The sequence below is a fragment of the Methanothermobacter sp. genome (assembly GCF_030055425.1).
Taxonomy (GTDB): domain Archaea; phylum Methanobacteriota; class Methanobacteria; order Methanobacteriales; family Methanothermobacteraceae; genus Methanothermobacter.
The window spans coordinates 1-16,431 of record NZ_JASFYE010000003.1 but is presented as its reverse complement, the minus strand read 5'-3'; the positions used below and the strand labels follow the sequence as shown (position 1 = coordinate 16,431).

Genomic DNA, 16,431 nt, shown 5'->3' with positions numbered 1-16,431 from the left:
TTTCACACCTTATCTAAAGGTTTTATGGATATTATAAGGTTTTCATCCGATATCTTCCATTCCTTGGTGTATTCGAGTTCAGTGTAATCAAAGGAGAGATGGCTGGCCCTGACCTCATTTTCAACGAATTCCCTCTGGGGCTCGGTCAGTTCCCTGAACTCTGGGCTGCATTTCACTGAAACCTCTATTCTGGCCTCAACGTCCAGGTCAAGGTCCTTCCTCATATCCTGGATCCTCCTTACCAGTTCGCGGGCCATTGCCTCACTCATTATCTCAGGTGTGAGTTCCGTGTCAACGAATACGCTTCCACCCTCAAACTGTGCATTCACGATGTTCTCAGGGAGCTCTGTCTCAAACATTATATCATCGGGTTCCAGGACGATTATTCTGCCGTCCAGTTCAACCCTGAAGCTGCCCTCTGATTCCAGTGCGGCTTTAACCTCAGCGCCATCCGCCTCCTCAAGTTTTCTCATGACAGGTGGCATGTCCTGCCTGAGCTTTGGACCCAGAGTTGCGGGGTTTGGTCTGGCTATTATCTTCATATCAGGGAATTCGGTTGAAGTCCTGATGGACTTGGCGTTGGCCTGTTCCGCTATAACCCCTTTGAGGGATTCAGCGGCCTCCAGAACCTTCTCGTCCTCTGATACCACAACTATCTCCCTTACAGGCCATCTCAGCTTGTACCTTGCAGTGTCCCTTGCCCTTGCACATGCCTCTATTATCTCACGGACGATGTCCATCTCCGCCTCGAGTTTGCCATCCACCGCATCCTCACTCACCATCCAGTCCAGCATGTGTATGCTCTCAGGTGAGTCGGGTTCAGCCCCCCTCACAAGGTTCTGGTAGATGTCCTCGCATACGTGGGGTGCTATGGGTGAGAGTGTCACTATCAGTGTCTTGAGGGCTGTGTAGAGGCTGTGGTAGGCTGCCAGCTTGTCTGGGTCGTCCCTCTCTATCCATGTGCGGCTCCTTATGAGCCTTATGTACCAGCGGCTGAGATCCTCCACTATGAAGTCGTGTATTTCACGGGTTGCCCTGTGGAAGTGGAGGTTATCCAGGGCCTCTGTCACCTTCAGGGCCACAGAGTTAACCCTTGAGATTATCCATCGATCCTCATCCCTGAAGTGGAGGTCCTCCAGTTCATGGTCACCTGGCTGGAACTTGTCAAGGGACATGTAGGTTGTTGCGAAGACGTAGACATTCCAGAGTATGTTGAACATCTTGTTAACATTCTTGAGTTCGTCCCATACGAATTTAAGGTCCTCCCATGGCTTGTTGGCCCATAGAAGGTAAAACCTCAGGACGTCTGCCCCGTACTTCTCTATGACATCCTCAGGTTCAACCACGTTCCCCAGGGACTTGCTCATCTTCCTGCCCTCTTCATCAAGGGTGAATCCGTGCATGAGCACCCGCCGGTAGGGTGTCTCATCGAGTGCTATCACACCGCAGCCAAGCTGTGAGTAGAACCAGCCCCTTGTCTGGTCATGTCCCTCGGTTATGAAGTCGTAGGGGAACCATTCACTGAAGAGTTCCTTCTCTCTGGGGTAGTGCAGGGCTGCCCAGCCTGCAACCCCCGAGTCTATCCAGACGTCCAGGACATCGGGTGTCCTCCTCATCCTGCCCCCGCATCTGCCGCACTCGAGTATTATCCTGTCCACGTGGGGCCTGTGGATGAAGTCCCCCTCAAGCTGGCCCTCAACAGCCAGCTCCCTGAGCTCCTCTATTGATCCGACCACGTGTATGCTGTCGCAGTCCTCGCAGACCCATATGGGAATGGGTATCCCCCAGTAGCGCTGCCTTGAGATGGTCCAGTCCCTCGCATTCTCTATCCAGTTCCTGAACCTGCTCTCCCCTGCCCATGAGGGGATCCACTGTACCCTGTCGAGTTCACTGAGCATTTTATCCTTTATCTCTGTTATCTTGAGGAACCACTGCTCTGTGGCAAGGTAGATTATGGGTGTCTTGCATCTCCAGCAGAACCCGTACCTGTGGCTGATGGTCTCTGCCCTCAGGAGGAGGTTCTTTGATCTGAGGTCATCTATTATGTCAGAATCAGCGTCCTTAACAAAGAGTCCCCTGTATTTCCCTGCCTCCTCAGTGAAGACCCCTGCCTCGTCCACAGGGCAGAATACTGGGAGGCCATATTCTTTACCTATCTCAAAGTCCTCTGGACCGTGACCGGGAGCTGTGTGCACGCACCCTGTACCCTCTGTGAGTGTCACATGGTCCCCCATGATGATCCTGTGATCCATGTCCCTGTGGCATGGCACCTCCTCATCCAGGGGGTGCCTGTAGGTGAGGCCCTCAAGTTCAGATCCCCCAACGGTCTTTATGATCTCCGCCTCCTCCCCGAGGACCTTCTCAACGAGTGCCTCTGCCATTATGTAGGTTTCACCATGGAGACGGGCGTAGGCATAGTCAAAGTCAGGGTGGACAGCGACGGCCATGTTCGCAGGGAGGGTCCAGGGGGTTGTTGTCCATACCAGTATATATGTGTCCCCTGAGACCGGGAACTTCACGTAGATGGATGGGTCCTCCTTCTCATGATAGTCTATCTCTGCAAGTGCCAGGGCTGTTTCACAGCGGGGACACCAAGTTATCACCCTGAGATCCCTTAAAAGGAGGTCCTTCTCATGGGCCCTCTTCAGGGTCCACCAGCATGATTCCATGTAGGCGGGGTCAAAGGTCACGTAGGGGTCATCCCAGTCCATCCAGACCCCGAGGCGCTGGAACTGGGATGTCATCACAGCCTTGTTTTCAACCGCGAATTCCCTGCACTTCCTGACAAATTCCTCTATTCCGATCTCATCCTCGATGTCCTTCTTGCTCCTGACACCCATGATCCCCTCAACCTTGTGTTCTATTGGGAGACCATGGGTGTCCCATCCAGGCTGCCTCCTGACATTGAAACCCCTCATTGATTTGAAGCGGAGGTAGGAGTCCTTCATTATCTTGTTCCATGCTGTTCCAAGGTGAATCTTTCCGCTGCAGTAGGGTGGGCCGTCCAGGAATGAATACCTTGGGCCCTTCTCCCTCAGTTCCTTCACGCGTTCATAGATATCCCTTTCTTCCCAGAAACTCTGAACCTTTTCCTCTATCACATGGGGCTTGTAGGATTTTTCGGCTTCCTGGATTGGCATGAATTTCTCCCTCAGATGGATATTAAAATGTCCTGAGCTGGCCCTTGACCAGCATCTCGGTTATGCTTGGTATGTCCTCGAGCCATGCGTCCATTACTCCTGAAACCTTTCCTGTGATGTCATCCATGGTGTAGCCGTCCTCAAGGATCACCTGGGCTGTGGCGGCCTTGGGGTGGTCAATTGGCTTTCCTATCTGGCTGAGTATCATTATATGGACCTGCTTAACTCCCTCGATGCTCTCAACTATGTCTGCGGCCATCTGGTTTGAGAGGAGGTTGTAAATTTTACCCACATGGTTTATGGGGTTCTTACCTGATGTTGCCTCCATGGACATTGGCCTGTTGGGTGTTATGAGGCCGTTGGCCCTGTTACCCCTTCCCACTGATCCGTCATCACCCATCTCAGCGGAGGTCCCTGTAACTGTTATGTAAACAGATGGCTCATCGTCCTCACAGCGGTCGGCTGTATTTACAAAGACCTCAAGGTTTCTCTCTGTGATCCCTGAGGCCAGCTTGAATACCTCATCCTTCACCACATTCTTGATCTCAAGGTATTCCTCGAGGTCTGATACGTATCTGTCCACCATTGCACAGGCAACTGTAAGGGTTATGTTGTCGTTTTCCCTGAGACCCATGACCTTTATGTCCTCACCCACTGCAGGGTATTTCTTCTTGAACTCAGGGGAGTTGAGGAGGTTCTCTGCCTCCATCACTATCCTCTCGGTCTCTGAGAATGGTGCGAATCCAACCCCAAATGATGTATCATTTGATAGGGGCGCCCTTCCCTTCCTTGCAAAGACGTCCCGCAGGTCCCCTGAACCGTGCCCGATCTTGCACTCCACCACGGTGCAGGTCTCAACATCAAGGTTTATTATGCTGTCCCTTAGGTACTCCTTGGCTGCTGATATGGCTATCCTATCAAGGCCTATCTTCTCTCCATCAACCTCGGCGATGCCCCTTCCCGTGAGGAGTATCTCTATCGGTTTTATAACCTCACCGCCTCCAAACTGTGGTGCGGATTCTCCGGCTGTTATCTGTACCTCGTCGGTGTTGTGGTGCATTATGGCACCGAATCTGTCAAGGTAGGCGTTGCAGAGGGCCCTGCTAACTGATTCAGCGATCCCGTCACTTATACTGTCAGGGTGTCCTATGCCCTTCCTTTCAACTATCTCCACCTTCTGGTCCTCGATTGGTGTCTGGTTAAGGGGTTCAACGATAATATTTCTCACACTGATAACCTCCTGATGAATATGCACAGTAATGGTTTATGGTTTTGAGCTGATGATATAAATAAATATAACACAGTGTTTTCAGGAGAATCTATGATGGAGAAAGAGGTGTTCAATAAGACAAGGGGCGCCACTCTTGGTGCTGTGAGGTTTGCAGATACATTCCTTTCACGTTTCAGGGGTTTGATGCTCAGGAGGAACGTTGAGACTGGACTTGTACTTGAAATACCCGGGGGACGTGGAAGATACGGCTCGGGAATACACATGTTCTTCATGCTGGTCCCGCTTGACGTCCTATTCCTTGATGAGGATATGCGGATTGTTGATATGGCTGAACTCAAACCATGGCAGGTCTACAATCCCGTGAAACCTGCAAGGTATGTTATAGAACTTAAAAAGGGAAAAATTGAGGAAACCGGGACCCGAATAGGCGATATACTGGAATTTAAGGATATCTGATTCCGCCTCAGGGAACCCTAAAATGTGAAATCCCATGGGAGCTAGGATCTCGCCCTCTTTTTTATCTCGGAGATTGCAACCTCCGCCACCCTCTGAACCATTGGGCTCTCATCTCCAAGGAGGCCCTCAAGGTCCTCGACTGAATCCTCATCACCGAGTATTCCAAGGGCCAGGGCACACGCGTACCTCACACCGGGTTTCTCATCTGAAAGATGCTCCCTGAGGGGTCCGACAGCCCTTTTATCATCAAAGGTTGCAAGGGCGAGTGCAGCCGCCTCCCGGACATGGTAGTCCTCATCATCAAGGGCCTCTATGAGTGGTTCCACAGCCCGGGGATCTGCAACCTCTGCAAGGAGTTCAACAGCGTCCTCACGCACAACCCAGTCAGGGTTCTTGAGTTCCTCAAGGAGAAAATCAATCCTCTTACCCTCCATTAAAACACCCCCTACTCCATTATTTCTGTTGCAGATGATAATTAAATTTTATGAAGGAGAATGGGTGCTGACCTTAAAACATACTGTTGGAGGGCTTTGAAATGGTCAGATAGTCCTCAGAATCTCTCCAGGTCCTTCAAACACAGTTATACCCTCCATTGAGGAGAGCCTCTCTGTGTTTCTGATGTCCACCTCCCTCATGTGGATGGTTATTATCCTACCACCTGAGACAGCGCCATATGGACATGAGCTCTGACACAGCCCGCAGCCCCTGCACTTGAGGAGCCTTATCTCAACCCCCGGCACTATGGCGTCCCCGGGACATGCCGCTGCAGCAAGGCACTGCTCGCATCTCCTGCAGAGTTCAAGTTCAAGTTTTGATGGGAGGACCGTTTCAACGTCCCCCTCCTCAAGGTCCACAGGGACGCAGTATACCGGCACTCCCCCCTTACCTGCCTGGGCCACGGCATTTGTTACAAGTGTGTCTGCTATACCATGAACTATCTTGGCCACGGTATTGGATGTTACAGGAGATACCACCAGAAGATCGTATCTCCCCATTGATAGCCTCCCTGTTATTGGGAAGCTGTAGCCCTCGTCACTTTCAAGGACAAGTTCCCTGTAGTATCCGCCAGAAAGTTTCCTGACCCTCTCAAAGAGGCCGTACATCCTCAGGACCTCCTCTGAGGCACCTGATAGGAGTATGGTTACCTCGTGGCCCCTAGAAACCATCTCCTCCAGTGCCTCCACACTCTCAAGGAGGAGGTGCCCGGCCCCTGTGAATGCCCAGGCAATTCTCATCTACAGGATCTCCATGTACTTGTAGGCCTCTGATTCCTCAAAGGCGTAGTGGACCTTTGTGTAGGAGGACATGAACTCTGAAACCTCTTCCTTAACATCTTTTCCGTCAATAACAACCTTCTTTATGTATTCTGCAACCTCTGACATCTCTGACTCCTTCATCCCGCGCCTTGTTATCTCCTGTGTACCTATCCTTATTCCTGATGGGTCGTCTGACCTGTTAACATCGTCCCATGGGAGAAGGTTCTTGTTGAGTATTATGTTGTTGGCCTCGAGTCTCTTGGACATCTCTGCGGCCCTGCCAATGTCTGATACATCCATCACAACCTGATGGGATTCTGTGAAGTCGAGGTGCTCACAGAGTACATTGAATCCAAGTTCATTGAGGCTTTCTGCTAGTTTCTTTGCGTTTCTGATTGTCTGTGCCGCGTATTCACTTCCAAACTCAAGCATCTCTGCGGTTGCTATTCCTAGGCCGGCCACATGGTGGAGGTGGTGGTTACTCACAAGTCCCGGGAAGACCGCCTCATCTATGTCATCTGCAAGTTCCTCCCTGCAGAGGATTATGCCACCCTGGGGTCCTGGGAATGTCTTGTGTGTGCTTCCCACCAGCATATCGGCGCCCTCCCTGAGGGGATCCTGGAAGTATCCGCCTGCAATGAGGCCAAGGACGTGGGCTCCGTCGTACATTATCCTTGCACCCACCTCCTCTGCGGCCTCAACAGCCCCCTCCACAGGGTGGGGGAAGAGGAAGAGGCTCCCGCCAAAGAGTATTATCTTTGGTCTGACCTCAAGGATCTTCTTCTTCATTGCATCGGCGTCTATGTTCATGTTTTCAAAATCAAAGGGGTGTGTGTATATTTTGAATCCCCTGACACCTGCTGCACTGACCTTGGCATGTGATATGTGGCCGCCGTATGGGACCTCCATGGCCATTATGGGGTCGCCAACATCTGCAGTTGCAAAGAAGCATGCGAGGTTGGCCACAACACCCGAAGTTGGCTGGACATTGGCATGTTCTGCCCCGAAAAGTTTCTTTGAGAGTTCAATTGTGATCTCTTCAATCTCATCTATGTACCTGCAGCCCTCATAGAGCCTCTCGCCGGGAAGACCCTCTGCATAGCGGTGTGACAGATCAGAGATGAGGGCCTCCTTGACCCTTGAACTGGTTATATTTTCACTTGCTATGAGGTTGATGCTTGACTCCATCCAGCTATTATGATCCTTCATGAGATCTCTTATCCTCTCGGTATAATCCTGATTGCTGACCATGAAAATCATCTCCATTAGGAAAATAGTTAAAATTACAATATAAAATTGGTGCCGGTGATTTTATCTGCAACAATCATGAGAGCAGAAGATGAATCTGGGAGAGATCATGAAAAAGAGTTTGATGCGAAAAAGGTGCATAAATAGCATTGAGACAGAATAAATCAAATCAAGAGTTCAGATAAAAGAAAGTGTTTTGATGGGGCCAGCCCATCTATTTTGAAGCGGGTTCGTTGAGTGCAGCTTCGATCTGAGCCATGATCTGCTCTGTTTTGAAGTGCTGCTGGTCCATTGCACCTGATGGACAGGCTGCCACACAGGTACCGCAGCCCTTACAGAGGGCCACGTTGACGTTGGCGTGCCCTTCCTCTATGCTTATGGCACCGAATGGACATAGCTCAATGCAGACCTCACAAGCACCGCAGACGTCGGAATCTGTAACTGCGATTATTGGCTCAATTTCCACTTCACCCTTAACCATTGGTATTGCTGCACGTGCAGCTGCACCTGAAGCCTGTGCAACAGCGTCAGGAATGTCCTTTGGACCCTGAGCCACACCTGCAAGGTACACACCGTCTGTCAGTGTGTCAACAGGCCTGAGTTTTGGGTGTGCCTCCATGAGGAAGCCGTCTGCAGATTTGGATAGACCGATTGTCTGCCTAAGTGTCTCTGCACCCTCTGGTGGGACGAGACCAACACCAAGGACAACCATGTCGTAGTCGTACTCTGTGACCTTACCCAGGAGTGTGTCCTCTGATCTCACTGTGAGTGTGAGGTCAGGGTTCTCGATGACCTCAGCGGGTCGTCCCCTTATGAATTTGATTCCGTATTTCTCCTGTGAGCGTTTGTAGAATTCCTCGAATCCTTTACCGAATGCCCTTATGTCCATGTAGTAGAGTGTGACCTCTGTGTCAGGCATTTTGTCCTTGATGAGCTGTGCGTTCTTCATGATGTACATACAGCAGACACGGGAACAGTAGGGCTTTCCAACCTGTTCGTCCCTTGAACCCACACAGTGGATGAAGGCAACCCTCTTTGGTTTTTCGCCGTCTGATGGTTTGAGGACCTTACCATCGGTTGGGCCTGAGGCGTTGATCATCCTTTCGAGTTCAAGACCCGTTATGACGTTGGTGTGTCGGCCGTAACCGTATTCGAGTTTCTCTGTTGGGTCGTAGGCGTCGTATCCTGTTGCCACGATTATTGTACCAACTTCGATTTCGATTTCCTCTGGTTCCTGGTCGTGTTTAACGGCTCCCCTTTCACAGACCTCATCACAGAGCATGCACTCTATACAGTAGTCCTTGTCAATGGTTGCGCAGAGCGGGACAGCCTGTGGGAATGGTATGTAGACAGCCTTGGTCATACCGATTCCCTCGTCGAAGTAGTTTGGCATTTCAATTGGGCATACCTCTACGCAGGAACCGCATCCGGTACAGAGGTCCTCGTCTATGTACCTTGGTTTCTTCTCGATTTTGACCTTGAAGTTACCTATGTAACCGTCAACTTCCTTAACCTCGGCGTAGGTTATGAGTTCAATGTTGTCGTGTTTACCGACATCCACCATTTTCGGTGCGAGGATACACATTGAACAGTCGAGGGTTGGGAAGGTTTTGTCCAGCTGACCCATTCTTCCTGAGATACTTGGCCTCTTTTCGACCATGTAGGTCTTGAATCCCATGTCGGCAAGGTCAAGGGCGGCCTGTATACCTGCAACTCCTCCGCCGATGACCAGGGCCTTGTCATCCACACTAACCTTTGATGCCTCGAGGGGTTCCAGGAGCCTTGCCTTGGCAACCGCCATCCTCACAAGGTCCTTGGCCTTTTCTGTTGCGCCCTCAGGGTTGTCCATGTGGACCCATGAGTCGTGCTCCCTTATGTTTGCGAATTCGAATAGGAACTGGTTGAGTCCTGCCTCCTCAACACATCTCCTGAAGGTTGGTTCGTGGAGCCTTGGGGAACATGCAGCCACAACTACCCTGTTTATCCCGAGTTCCTTGATGTCCTTCTGTATCTCGAGCTGACCTGGGTCAGAGCAGTAGTACTTGTAGTCCTTTGCAACCACAACGTTTGGTAGTTTCGCAGCGTAGTCCCTCACAGCCTCAATGTCGACCACACCGCCGATGTTTACACCACAGTGGCAGACGTAAACACCGATTTTTGGTTCTTCCATTGTTTCTTTTTTTTCTTCTGCCATTAGATCACCTTGCATAGAGATATCTAGCAATGACATTTATTTGATGTAAGGTATAGCACAGTGCTAAATAAATATTTCTATCAAAAACTTTAAGTAAGATTTATATAGTATTACATTTATTTTTATAAAAGGGCTAAAATTTAAAAAAATTTTCATTATATTCCGAATTCAAAATAAATTTTTTTAGAGTATGATGGACCATAGTGGCAGTGACACGAGACACAGTATTGTACTCATGAATATACACGATGATACAAGGTCTACGTCAAGATCATTTTCAATTGCAAGTACCGCTGCAAGCATGGCCGAGGGCATTGATGCCTCAAGGACCGTTACAGAAAAGTCCATTCCCCTAAATGATAAGAGGTAAGCGATGAATGCCGCAATTATAGGGGATACTATGAGCCTCACGGCACTCACAAATGTGGCCTCAGCCAGCGAATCCCGCAGGAACCTGAAGTTCAGTGACAGGCCAAGTGAAATCATTATGAGGGGAACCGCTGCACCGGCCAGATAACCAAGAACCGTGCCTGCAATTCCCACAGGTAATCCCATCAGGTTGAAGGCAACCCCCAGTATGAATGCCCAGAGGGGTGGGAAGGTGGCTGCCCTTTTAACGACTGCAGTCCCCTCAGCCCCTGAAATAACTGACAGTATGAGTCCAAGGGATGTGAACATAACTGTTGTGCCTGTATCATAGAATATTGCCCTTAAAAGACCCTCAGATCCAAATATTCCCTCAGTTACAGGGTAACCCAGGAAACCTGAGTTCATCATTGCCACAGCAACAATTATCCCCCAGGTTTTTTGGGAATCCATACCCCTCCTTCTTGCCCACAGGGATGCTATGGCTCCAGATAATGCCCCGGTGCTTATACAGACCATTGGTATCAGAAAGAGGTCCGCTATTCCACTTAAGTCGGCCCTGTAGAGTGACGTGAATATCAGTGAGGGTATTGCGAGGTTTATGACAATCCTGTTGAGGGGTGATGCATCCTCCTCCCTCAGTATGCTCCCCAGTTTAAGTGCATGTCCTGTGAGGACAAGGATCAGTATGGACAGAACCGTTTCAAACGAGCCCATAAAAATCAAAAATTAGGGTTTAATCAACAATACCTGCTTCTGTTATCTTGAAGACACACTCACCCTCCGGAAGGTGGGGGCTGTCAACAAGCCTCGCTATCCTCTTACCTGCAAGTCCCTTCTTGAGCCACAGGCGGTAGGTCGCTGCATGGCCCAGGACGTGTCCGCCTATCGCCTTTGTGGGGCTTCCGAAGAAGGCGTCGGGTCTTGCCTGAACCTGGTTTGTTACGAATACAGCTGCATTGTAGGTGTTTGCTATGTTCTGGAGGGTGTGAAGGTGCTGGTTGAGCTTCTGCTGCCTTGTTGCTAGGGCCTCCCTCCCAACATACTCCGCCCTGAAGTGGGCTGTTAGGGAATCCACGATGACGAGGCGTATGTTCTTGCCCTCCTGTATGAGCTCATTCACCTTCTCTGCCATAAGTATCTGGTGACTTGAGTTGAATGCCCTTGCAATGTGTATCCTGTTGAGAACCTCCTCAAGGTCCAGTTCAAAGGCGTTGGCTATCTGCTCTATCCTTTCCGGGCGGAAGGTGTTCTCTGTATCTATGAAAACTGCCTCTGCATCCAGGCCGCCCCTTTCCTCTGGCAACTGCACAGTCACCGCTAGCTCATGGGATAGCTGGCTCTTACCTGACCCGAACTCTCCGAAAACCTCTGTTATTGCCTGTGTTTCAATCCCGCCGCCTATGAGTTCATCCAGGGCCTTGCTCCCTGTTGTTATTCGGCCCACGTCCTTTCGGCGTTCCATCACATCAAAGGCGGTTTCAAAGTCTATTTTTTCAGCCCTTCTGGCAGCCTCTATCACCTTCTCAGCCACGCCCTCACCAATTTCCGCCTTCACAGAGAGTTCCTTGGCAGTGGCTGTGGCAAGACGCATCATGTCCCCGAATCCTGCGTCCCTTAATTTCTGTGCCGTTTTGGCCCCCACGTTTGGTAGATCTTCCAGTTCAACCATTTTAATCTCCCTTAAATTTCATTTTAAAATTCAATATTCACAACCTTTCTGGGTATAAACCTCGGTTCCTCATTGTATTCATCAAAATCCGCGTTTCCGATAACCTCCACAGTAACGCCGTTAAGGTCCTCAACCCTCTCCTCAAGGGCTGATTCATCTGCAGACTGGTTTATGATATCAACAACCTCCCTCGTGGACATTCCCAGGACTTTTTCAGCCTCCCTTCCAAAGAAGGTTATGAGTACCTCTCCGGTATCATCCATGATCCTCCCGGGGATCATCAGGAGGTATCGTGGCTCATCCACAAGGGCGCCGCAGAAGTTACAGATGTTCTCGTCAGAGATTTCAAGCCTCTCATTGCATGATGGGCACTTTATGGATAGAATTCTCCTGCCTGACATTTCTGTGAGTTCACCCTTTATCATGACATTTCTTGAATCCTCCTGAAGGTCCTCAATATTCATATGTGGGTAGAGGATCTCCTGGAGCTCCTCAAATGAGGGTAACCCGCTGATATCCCTTTCAGTTGCCGGTTCAATCCTTGAATTTCTCCCTATGCTGAGTTCAAGTCTCTCTCCGCCCATATCATCCCTGTAGATTACGCGGGGGTTTTCTATTCTCACCGCATCTCCAATGCTCAGTGGTTTCTCCGCAGCATCATCCCAGAGGCTTGCCCTTATGGATCCTGTGTCATCAGCAAATTCAACGGTTCTCACAAGGCCGGGTGTCCCGTCACCCCTCTGGAACTCCCTGGGATCAAAGAGATCAACCACCCTCGCAATTATCCTTATGTTCCTGTCGTCCTCCTCAAGTTCATCGATCTTCTTTGTGGTGTAGAGCATCTCCTCAAGCTCCTCAAAGGAGGGCAGGTTTTCAATATCCTCTGGGAGGGGCTCCACTATTCTGGTTGTTCTTCCTGTGTTGAGTTCCACGCTGTAAAGCCCTAGTCTTATTCTGGCATTCTCTATTCTCACCGCATCCCCCACATTCAGGGGTTTTTCTGCCTTATCGTCCCAGAGGCTGACTCTTATCTTGCCTGTCTCATCTGCAAGTTCCATTGACCTCACGATACCGGTCCCATCCTGCCTCTCAAATTCCCTCGGGTCGCTGAGGCTGAATATCCTACCTACAACATCTACCTCCTCACCCTCATCCTCCATTTCAAGTATCTCGGCTATCTTGAGGGGTCTCAGATGTTCCCTGTACTCCTCAAGGACCTTAAGGAGCGAACCATCAGATTCAGGGTTGACGGTGATGCGGGTGTTGAAGTTAGTATTTATGCGGTATGACTGGTTGAACTCATCAAATTCAACCCTTGCACCGGATATCCTTACAATGTCCCCCTTGTTGATCTTTAGGCGGGTGTCATCATCCCAGAGTGTTACCCTTGCAGAGCCTGTATCATCTGTAATCTCAATGGATCTTACAGAGCCTGTTGTTCCATCGTTTCTTTCAAACTCCACAGGGTCATGAACCCTTGTTACAAGGCCCATCACAGTTGCGCTCTCCATCTCATGGAGGTCCCCTATCTTAACCACCTTCTCACTGTACTCGGGAACATCATATTCCCCTGGCACAATCCTTGTGAGGCTGGTGTGTGTGAGTGTTACACTGTCATCCCTTCTCCTTGTCTGGGCCCCCAGTATCTTAACAGCGTCTCCCTCCTTAAGATCAAGCTCCTCCACGAGGCTGACGTCGTTGTTCCAGATTGTGTATGTGGTTGAACCTGTTTCGTCCATTATGTCAAGTGAAATGAACCTTCCCTCACGGCCATCCCTCTCAAAGGTCCTCACGCGGGATATGCCTGTTATTCTTGCAATGACGTTGACCTCCTGGTCCTCGGCAAGGTCAGCGATGGGGGTTATCTCCTCCCTGTATTCTGGAAAGTCCGGAAAATCCGCAGGGTCAAGGACCTCAACCCTTGACCTTGGCATGAGATGTGCCTCCTTTCTGCCCCCGAATCCACCCCTTATTCTAACATCCCTTATCCTGATCACATCGCCCTCATTGAATTTCTTGAGGAGCTTCATGTTCTCTGTCCAGAAAACGGTTCGAAGTTCACCTGTATTATCTGCAATTATCACATTGGCAAGTTTTCCCTCCCTTCCCTTCCTTGTTGTGAAGGTCCTGGGACTTGATATTTTCATGACCCTGCCTGTCACCGGTGCCTCTGCACCCTCCTCAAGTTTGGATATGGTGTCCATCCTGTGCTCTTCCTTCTCTGACAGCATCGTATTTTCATCCCTGAGGATCTCATCAACCACCGTCGTTGCAATTGCAACATCATCCATGAATCCTACGTCCCCATATTCCTCTTTCCTTTTCTCTATTAGCTCCTGAAATTCCTCAAGGGACATTCTGTCCTTAATCCTTTCATATTCCCTCTTAAGTTCTTCCTTCATTTGGGTCCCTCACTTGATTAATAATTATTAAGGACCGTCTATAAAAGACTTGGTGAGGTCCTGGAAACTAATATTCCTGGAACTGTTACTACCTTGTATTACTGAATATTTAAATTTTATTATCAAAGTATTTATTAATGGTGGGTGAAAATATAACTGTAAAATTCAGCCGAGTTTTTCAGTATGAAGGTGGAATGCAGATATCCAGTGAACAGATGGGGACATCTGAACTTTAAGGATGCTCTAATTTTCACAGCCAGCCCCATGGACCCATTGCTGGAAATTTTATGATGCCTTCATCATATTCTGCTAAAGGAGGATAGAAGATGTCTATGACTGTTTCTGAGAAAATACTTGCCAGGGCTTCAGGTAAAGATCGTGTGGAGGCCGGTGAAATAGTTATGGCCAGTATAGATGTAGCCATGACCCATGACCTCACAGGGCCCCTGTCGGTTGAATCCTTTGAGAGGATAGGAAAAGACGGGGTCTGGGACCCTGAAAAAATCGTTGTGATATTCGACCACCAGGTACCTGCAGATTCCCTGGATGCGGCCCAGAACCACATGATAATGAGGGAATTCGTAAGGGAACAGGGCATAAGGAACTTCTATGATGTCAGGGAGGGTGTATGCCACCAGGTGCTACCTGAAAAGGGACACGTGGTGCCTGGAGAGGTTATTGTGGGGACAGACTCCCACACCTGCACCCACGGTGCCCTCGGGGCCTTTGCCACCGGTATAGGATCAACTGACATGGCAATGGTCTTTGCCACCGGAAAACTGTGGTTCAGGGTACCTGAAACGATACGCTTCGAAATAAGCGGCTCACTCAGAAAACATGTGTATGCAAAGGACGTCATACTGAACATCATAGGAAAGGTGGGGGCAGACGGTGCCACCTACATGGCCTGTGAATTTGCAGGTGAAACCGTCGCAGATATGAGTGTATCAGACCGTATGGTGCTCTCCAACATGGCAATAGAGATGGGTGGTAAAACCGGGATAGTGGAGCCGGATGAAAAAACCATAAGGTACGTGGAAAGGAGATCAGATAAACCCTACAGGGTTTTCAGGACAGACCCCGATGCCCCCTCCCTCAGTGTCGTGGAGGTTGATGTCTCCGACCTTGAACCCCAGGTGGCATGTCCCCACAACGTTGACAATGTGAAGCCCGTCAGTGAGGTGGATGTTGAGATAGACCAGGTTTTCCTTGGCTCATGTACAAACGGCCGCCTCAGTGACCTCAGGGATGCCGCTGCAATACTGAAAAACAGGGAGGTTGCAGACAGCGTCAGGATGCTCGTGATACCCGCCTCGAGGGAGGTCTACCGCCGGGCCCTCTCAGAGGGTCTCATGGAGATATTCGTGGACGCAGGCGCCCTGGTGTGCAACCCATGCTGCGGACCATGTCTCGGTGGCCATGTGGGACTTGTGGGGCCAGGAGAGGTCAGCCTTTCAACATCAAACAGAAACTTCAGGGGCCGGCAGGGAAGCCCTGAGGCACAGGTATACCTATCATCCGCGGCGGTTGCAGCCGCATCCGCAGTTACAGGCAGAATCACCCATCCTGCTGAACTTGAATAGTGGAGGTGCTTGGATATGAAAGGAAGAGTCTGGAAATTCCCCGACGACGTGGACACCGACATAATCATACCAGGAAGATACCTTGTGATGCGTGACCCTGAAAAACTCAGGGAACACGTCATGGAGGGCCTCGACCCTGAATTCCCCTCAAAGGTCAGGCCAGGGGACTTCATAGTTGCCGGGAAGAACTTTGGATGTGGATCATCAAGGGAACACGCCCCCCTTGCCCTCAAGGGTGCCGGAATAGCCGCTGTTATTGCAGAGTCCTTTGCCAGGATATTCTACAGGAACGCCATAAATGTGGGCATACCCCTCCTTGAGGCGCCAGGAATAACAGATGAACTCAATGAGGGTGATGAGATAGAGGTGGACCTGGAAAGGGGCGTTATAACACGGGGAGATGAGGAATTCCCCTTCAAGAGACTCCCTGATTTCATGGTGGAAATACTTGAAAGTGGGGGTCTCATACCCTACCTCAGGAAAAAGGGAGAATTTGACGGGTGAATACCATGAAGATAGCCGTTATACCAGGGGATGGTATCGGTAAGGAGGTCATGGAGGCCGCCCTTCATGTCCTCAAAGGACTGGAACTTGAATTGGAATTTGTGTATGCAGATGCAGGGGATGAGTGCCTTGAGAGGACAGGAACGGCCCTTCCAGATGAAACAATTGAAATCATCGGTGAGGCGGACGCCGCCCTCTTTGGTGCCGCAGGTGAAAGTGCAGCGGATGTTATAGTTAAACTGAGGCGTGAATTTGATCTTTTTGCGAATTTGAGGCCTGTTAAGTCCCTTCCGGGTGTTCCGTGCCTTTACCCTGACCTTGACTTTGTCATAGTGAGGGAGAACACTGAGGACCTCTATGTGGGTGATGAGGAGTTCAC

The 16,431-nt window shown here is 50.1% G+C and carries 13 protein-coding genes; 4 read left to right on the top strand and 9 right to left on the bottom strand.

All coding sequences use genetic code 11. From position 1 onward, the window contains the following. Positions 1-2 precede the first annotated feature (2 nt). Together ileS and QFX39_RS03680 are read right to left on the bottom strand one after the other, a co-directional pair. Positions 3-3,140, bottom strand: a complete 3,138-nt coding sequence (gene ileS, locus QFX39_RS03685) for an isoleucine--tRNA ligase (RefSeq protein WP_300477603.1) — start codon at positions 3,138-3,140, stop codon at positions 3-5. Between the two features lie 22 nt (positions 3,141-3,162). Next, positions 3,163-4,368 (bottom strand): methionine adenosyltransferase, encoded by a 1,206-nt coding sequence (locus QFX39_RS03680; protein WP_300477602.1) that lies wholly within the window; start codon positions 4,366-4,368, stop codon positions 3,163-3,165. A gap of 93 nt (positions 4,369-4,461) precedes the next feature. Here QFX39_RS03680 and QFX39_RS03675 point away from each other — a divergent pair, with 93 nt between their 5' ends. Continuing rightward, positions 4,462-4,827 (top strand): DUF192 domain-containing protein, encoded by a 366-nt coding sequence (locus tag QFX39_RS03675; RefSeq protein ID WP_300477600.1) that lies wholly within the window; start codon positions 4,462-4,464, stop codon positions 4,825-4,827. Positions 4,828-4,868: 41 nt separating this feature from the next. Here the strand turns inward: QFX39_RS03675 and QFX39_RS03670 are convergent, their stop codons facing one another. The 7 genes from QFX39_RS03670 to QFX39_RS03640 form a co-directional block, all read right to left on the bottom strand. After that, positions 4,869-5,261 carry a HEAT repeat domain-containing protein gene (locus tag QFX39_RS03670; protein ID WP_300477598.1) on the bottom strand — a complete coding sequence of 131 codons (393 nt, stop codon included), beginning with the start codon at positions 5,259-5,261 and terminating at the stop codon, positions 4,869-4,871. Positions 5,262-5,366: 105 nt separating this feature from the next. Next, positions 5,367-6,062: a dihydromethanopterin reductase (acceptor) gene (locus QFX39_RS03665; RefSeq protein WP_300477596.1), complete on the bottom strand. Its 696-nt coding sequence runs from the start codon at positions 6,060-6,062 to the stop codon at positions 5,367-5,369. Next, positions 6,063-7,334, bottom strand: a complete 1,272-nt coding sequence (gene glyA, locus QFX39_RS03660) for a serine hydroxymethyltransferase (RefSeq protein WP_300477595.1) — start codon at positions 7,332-7,334, stop codon at positions 6,063-6,065. It lies immediately after the preceding gene. A 211-nt stretch (positions 7,335-7,545) separates the two neighbouring features. Beyond that, the gene (hdrA, locus tag QFX39_RS03655) at positions 7,546-9,525 is read right to left on the bottom strand and encodes a H(2):CoB-CoM heterodisulfide ferredoxin reductase subunit HdrA (protein ID WP_300477594.1); all 1,980 of its coding nucleotides are present in this window, start codon (positions 9,523-9,525) and stop codon (positions 7,546-7,548) included. Positions 9,526-9,708: 183 nt separating this feature from the next. Then, on the bottom strand, positions 9,709-10,608 hold the full coding sequence (locus QFX39_RS03650) for an AEC family transporter (protein ID WP_300477592.1): 900 nt from the start codon (positions 10,606-10,608) through the stop codon (positions 9,709-9,711). Between the two features lie 19 nt (positions 10,609-10,627). Beyond that, positions 10,628-11,563 carry a DNA repair and recombination protein RadA gene (radA, locus tag QFX39_RS03645; protein ID WP_300477590.1) on the bottom strand — a complete coding sequence of 312 codons (936 nt, stop codon included), beginning with the start codon at positions 11,561-11,563 and terminating at the stop codon, positions 10,628-10,630. 23 nt (positions 11,564-11,586) lie between these two features. Then, complete coding sequence (locus QFX39_RS03640; RefSeq protein WP_300477588.1) at positions 11,587-13,965, bottom strand: OB-fold nucleic acid binding domain-containing protein; 2,379 nt, start codon at positions 13,963-13,965, stop codon at positions 11,587-11,589. A 326-nt stretch (positions 13,966-14,291) separates the two neighbouring features. Here QFX39_RS03640 and hacA point away from each other — a divergent pair, with 326 nt between their 5' ends. From hacA to QFX39_RS03625, 3 genes are all read left to right on the top strand, one after another. Continuing rightward, positions 14,292-15,548, top strand: coding sequence for a homoaconitase large subunit (gene hacA, locus QFX39_RS03635; protein WP_300477587.1), 1,257 nt, complete (start codon positions 14,292-14,294; stop codon positions 15,546-15,548). A 15-nt stretch (positions 15,549-15,563) separates the two neighbouring features. Further along, positions 15,564-16,052, top strand: coding sequence for a 3-isopropylmalate dehydratase small subunit (locus tag QFX39_RS03630; protein ID WP_300477585.1), 489 nt, complete (start codon positions 15,564-15,566; stop codon positions 16,050-16,052). A gap of 5 nt (positions 16,053-16,057) precedes the next feature. Then, the coding region (locus QFX39_RS03625) for an isocitrate/isopropylmalate family dehydrogenase (protein WP_300477584.1) at positions 16,058-16,431 on the top strand (374 nt) is incomplete at its 3' end.

Coding starts and splice junctions, on each gene's coding strand:
- ileS (WP_300477603.1), bottom strand. CDS start 3,140: ATGCCAATCCAGGAAGCCGAAAAATCCTACAAGCCCCATGTGATAGAG.
- QFX39_RS03630 (WP_300477585.1), top strand. CDS start 15,564: ATGAAAGGAAGAGTCTGGAAATTCCCCGACGACGTGGACACCGACATA.
- QFX39_RS03640 (WP_300477588.1), bottom strand. CDS start 13,965: ATGAAGGAAGAACTTAAGAGGGAATATGAAAGGATTAAGGACAGAATG.
- glyA (WP_300477595.1), bottom strand. CDS start 7,334: ATGGTCAGCAATCAGGATTATACCGAGAGGATAAGAGATCTCATGAAG.
- QFX39_RS03670 (WP_300477598.1), bottom strand. CDS start 5,261: ATGGAGGGTAAGAGGATTGATTTTCTCCTTGAGGAACTCAAGAACCCT.
- hdrA (WP_300477594.1), bottom strand. CDS start 9,525: ATGGCAGAAGAAAAAAAAGAAACAATGGAAGAACCAAAAATCGGTGTT.
- QFX39_RS03650 (WP_300477592.1), bottom strand. CDS start 10,608: ATGGGCTCGTTTGAAACGGTTCTGTCCATACTGATCCTTGTCCTCACA.
- QFX39_RS03675 (WP_300477600.1), top strand. CDS start 4,462: ATGATGGAGAAAGAGGTGTTCAATAAGACAAGGGGCGCCACTCTTGGT.
- QFX39_RS03665 (WP_300477596.1), bottom strand. CDS start 6,062: ATGAGAATTGCCTGGGCATTCACAGGGGCCGGGCACCTCCTCCTTGAG.
- hacA (WP_300477587.1), top strand. CDS start 14,292: ATGTCTATGACTGTTTCTGAGAAAATACTTGCCAGGGCTTCAGGTAAA.
- radA (WP_300477590.1), bottom strand. CDS start 11,563: ATGGTTGAACTGGAAGATCTACCAAACGTGGGGGCCAAAACGGCACAG.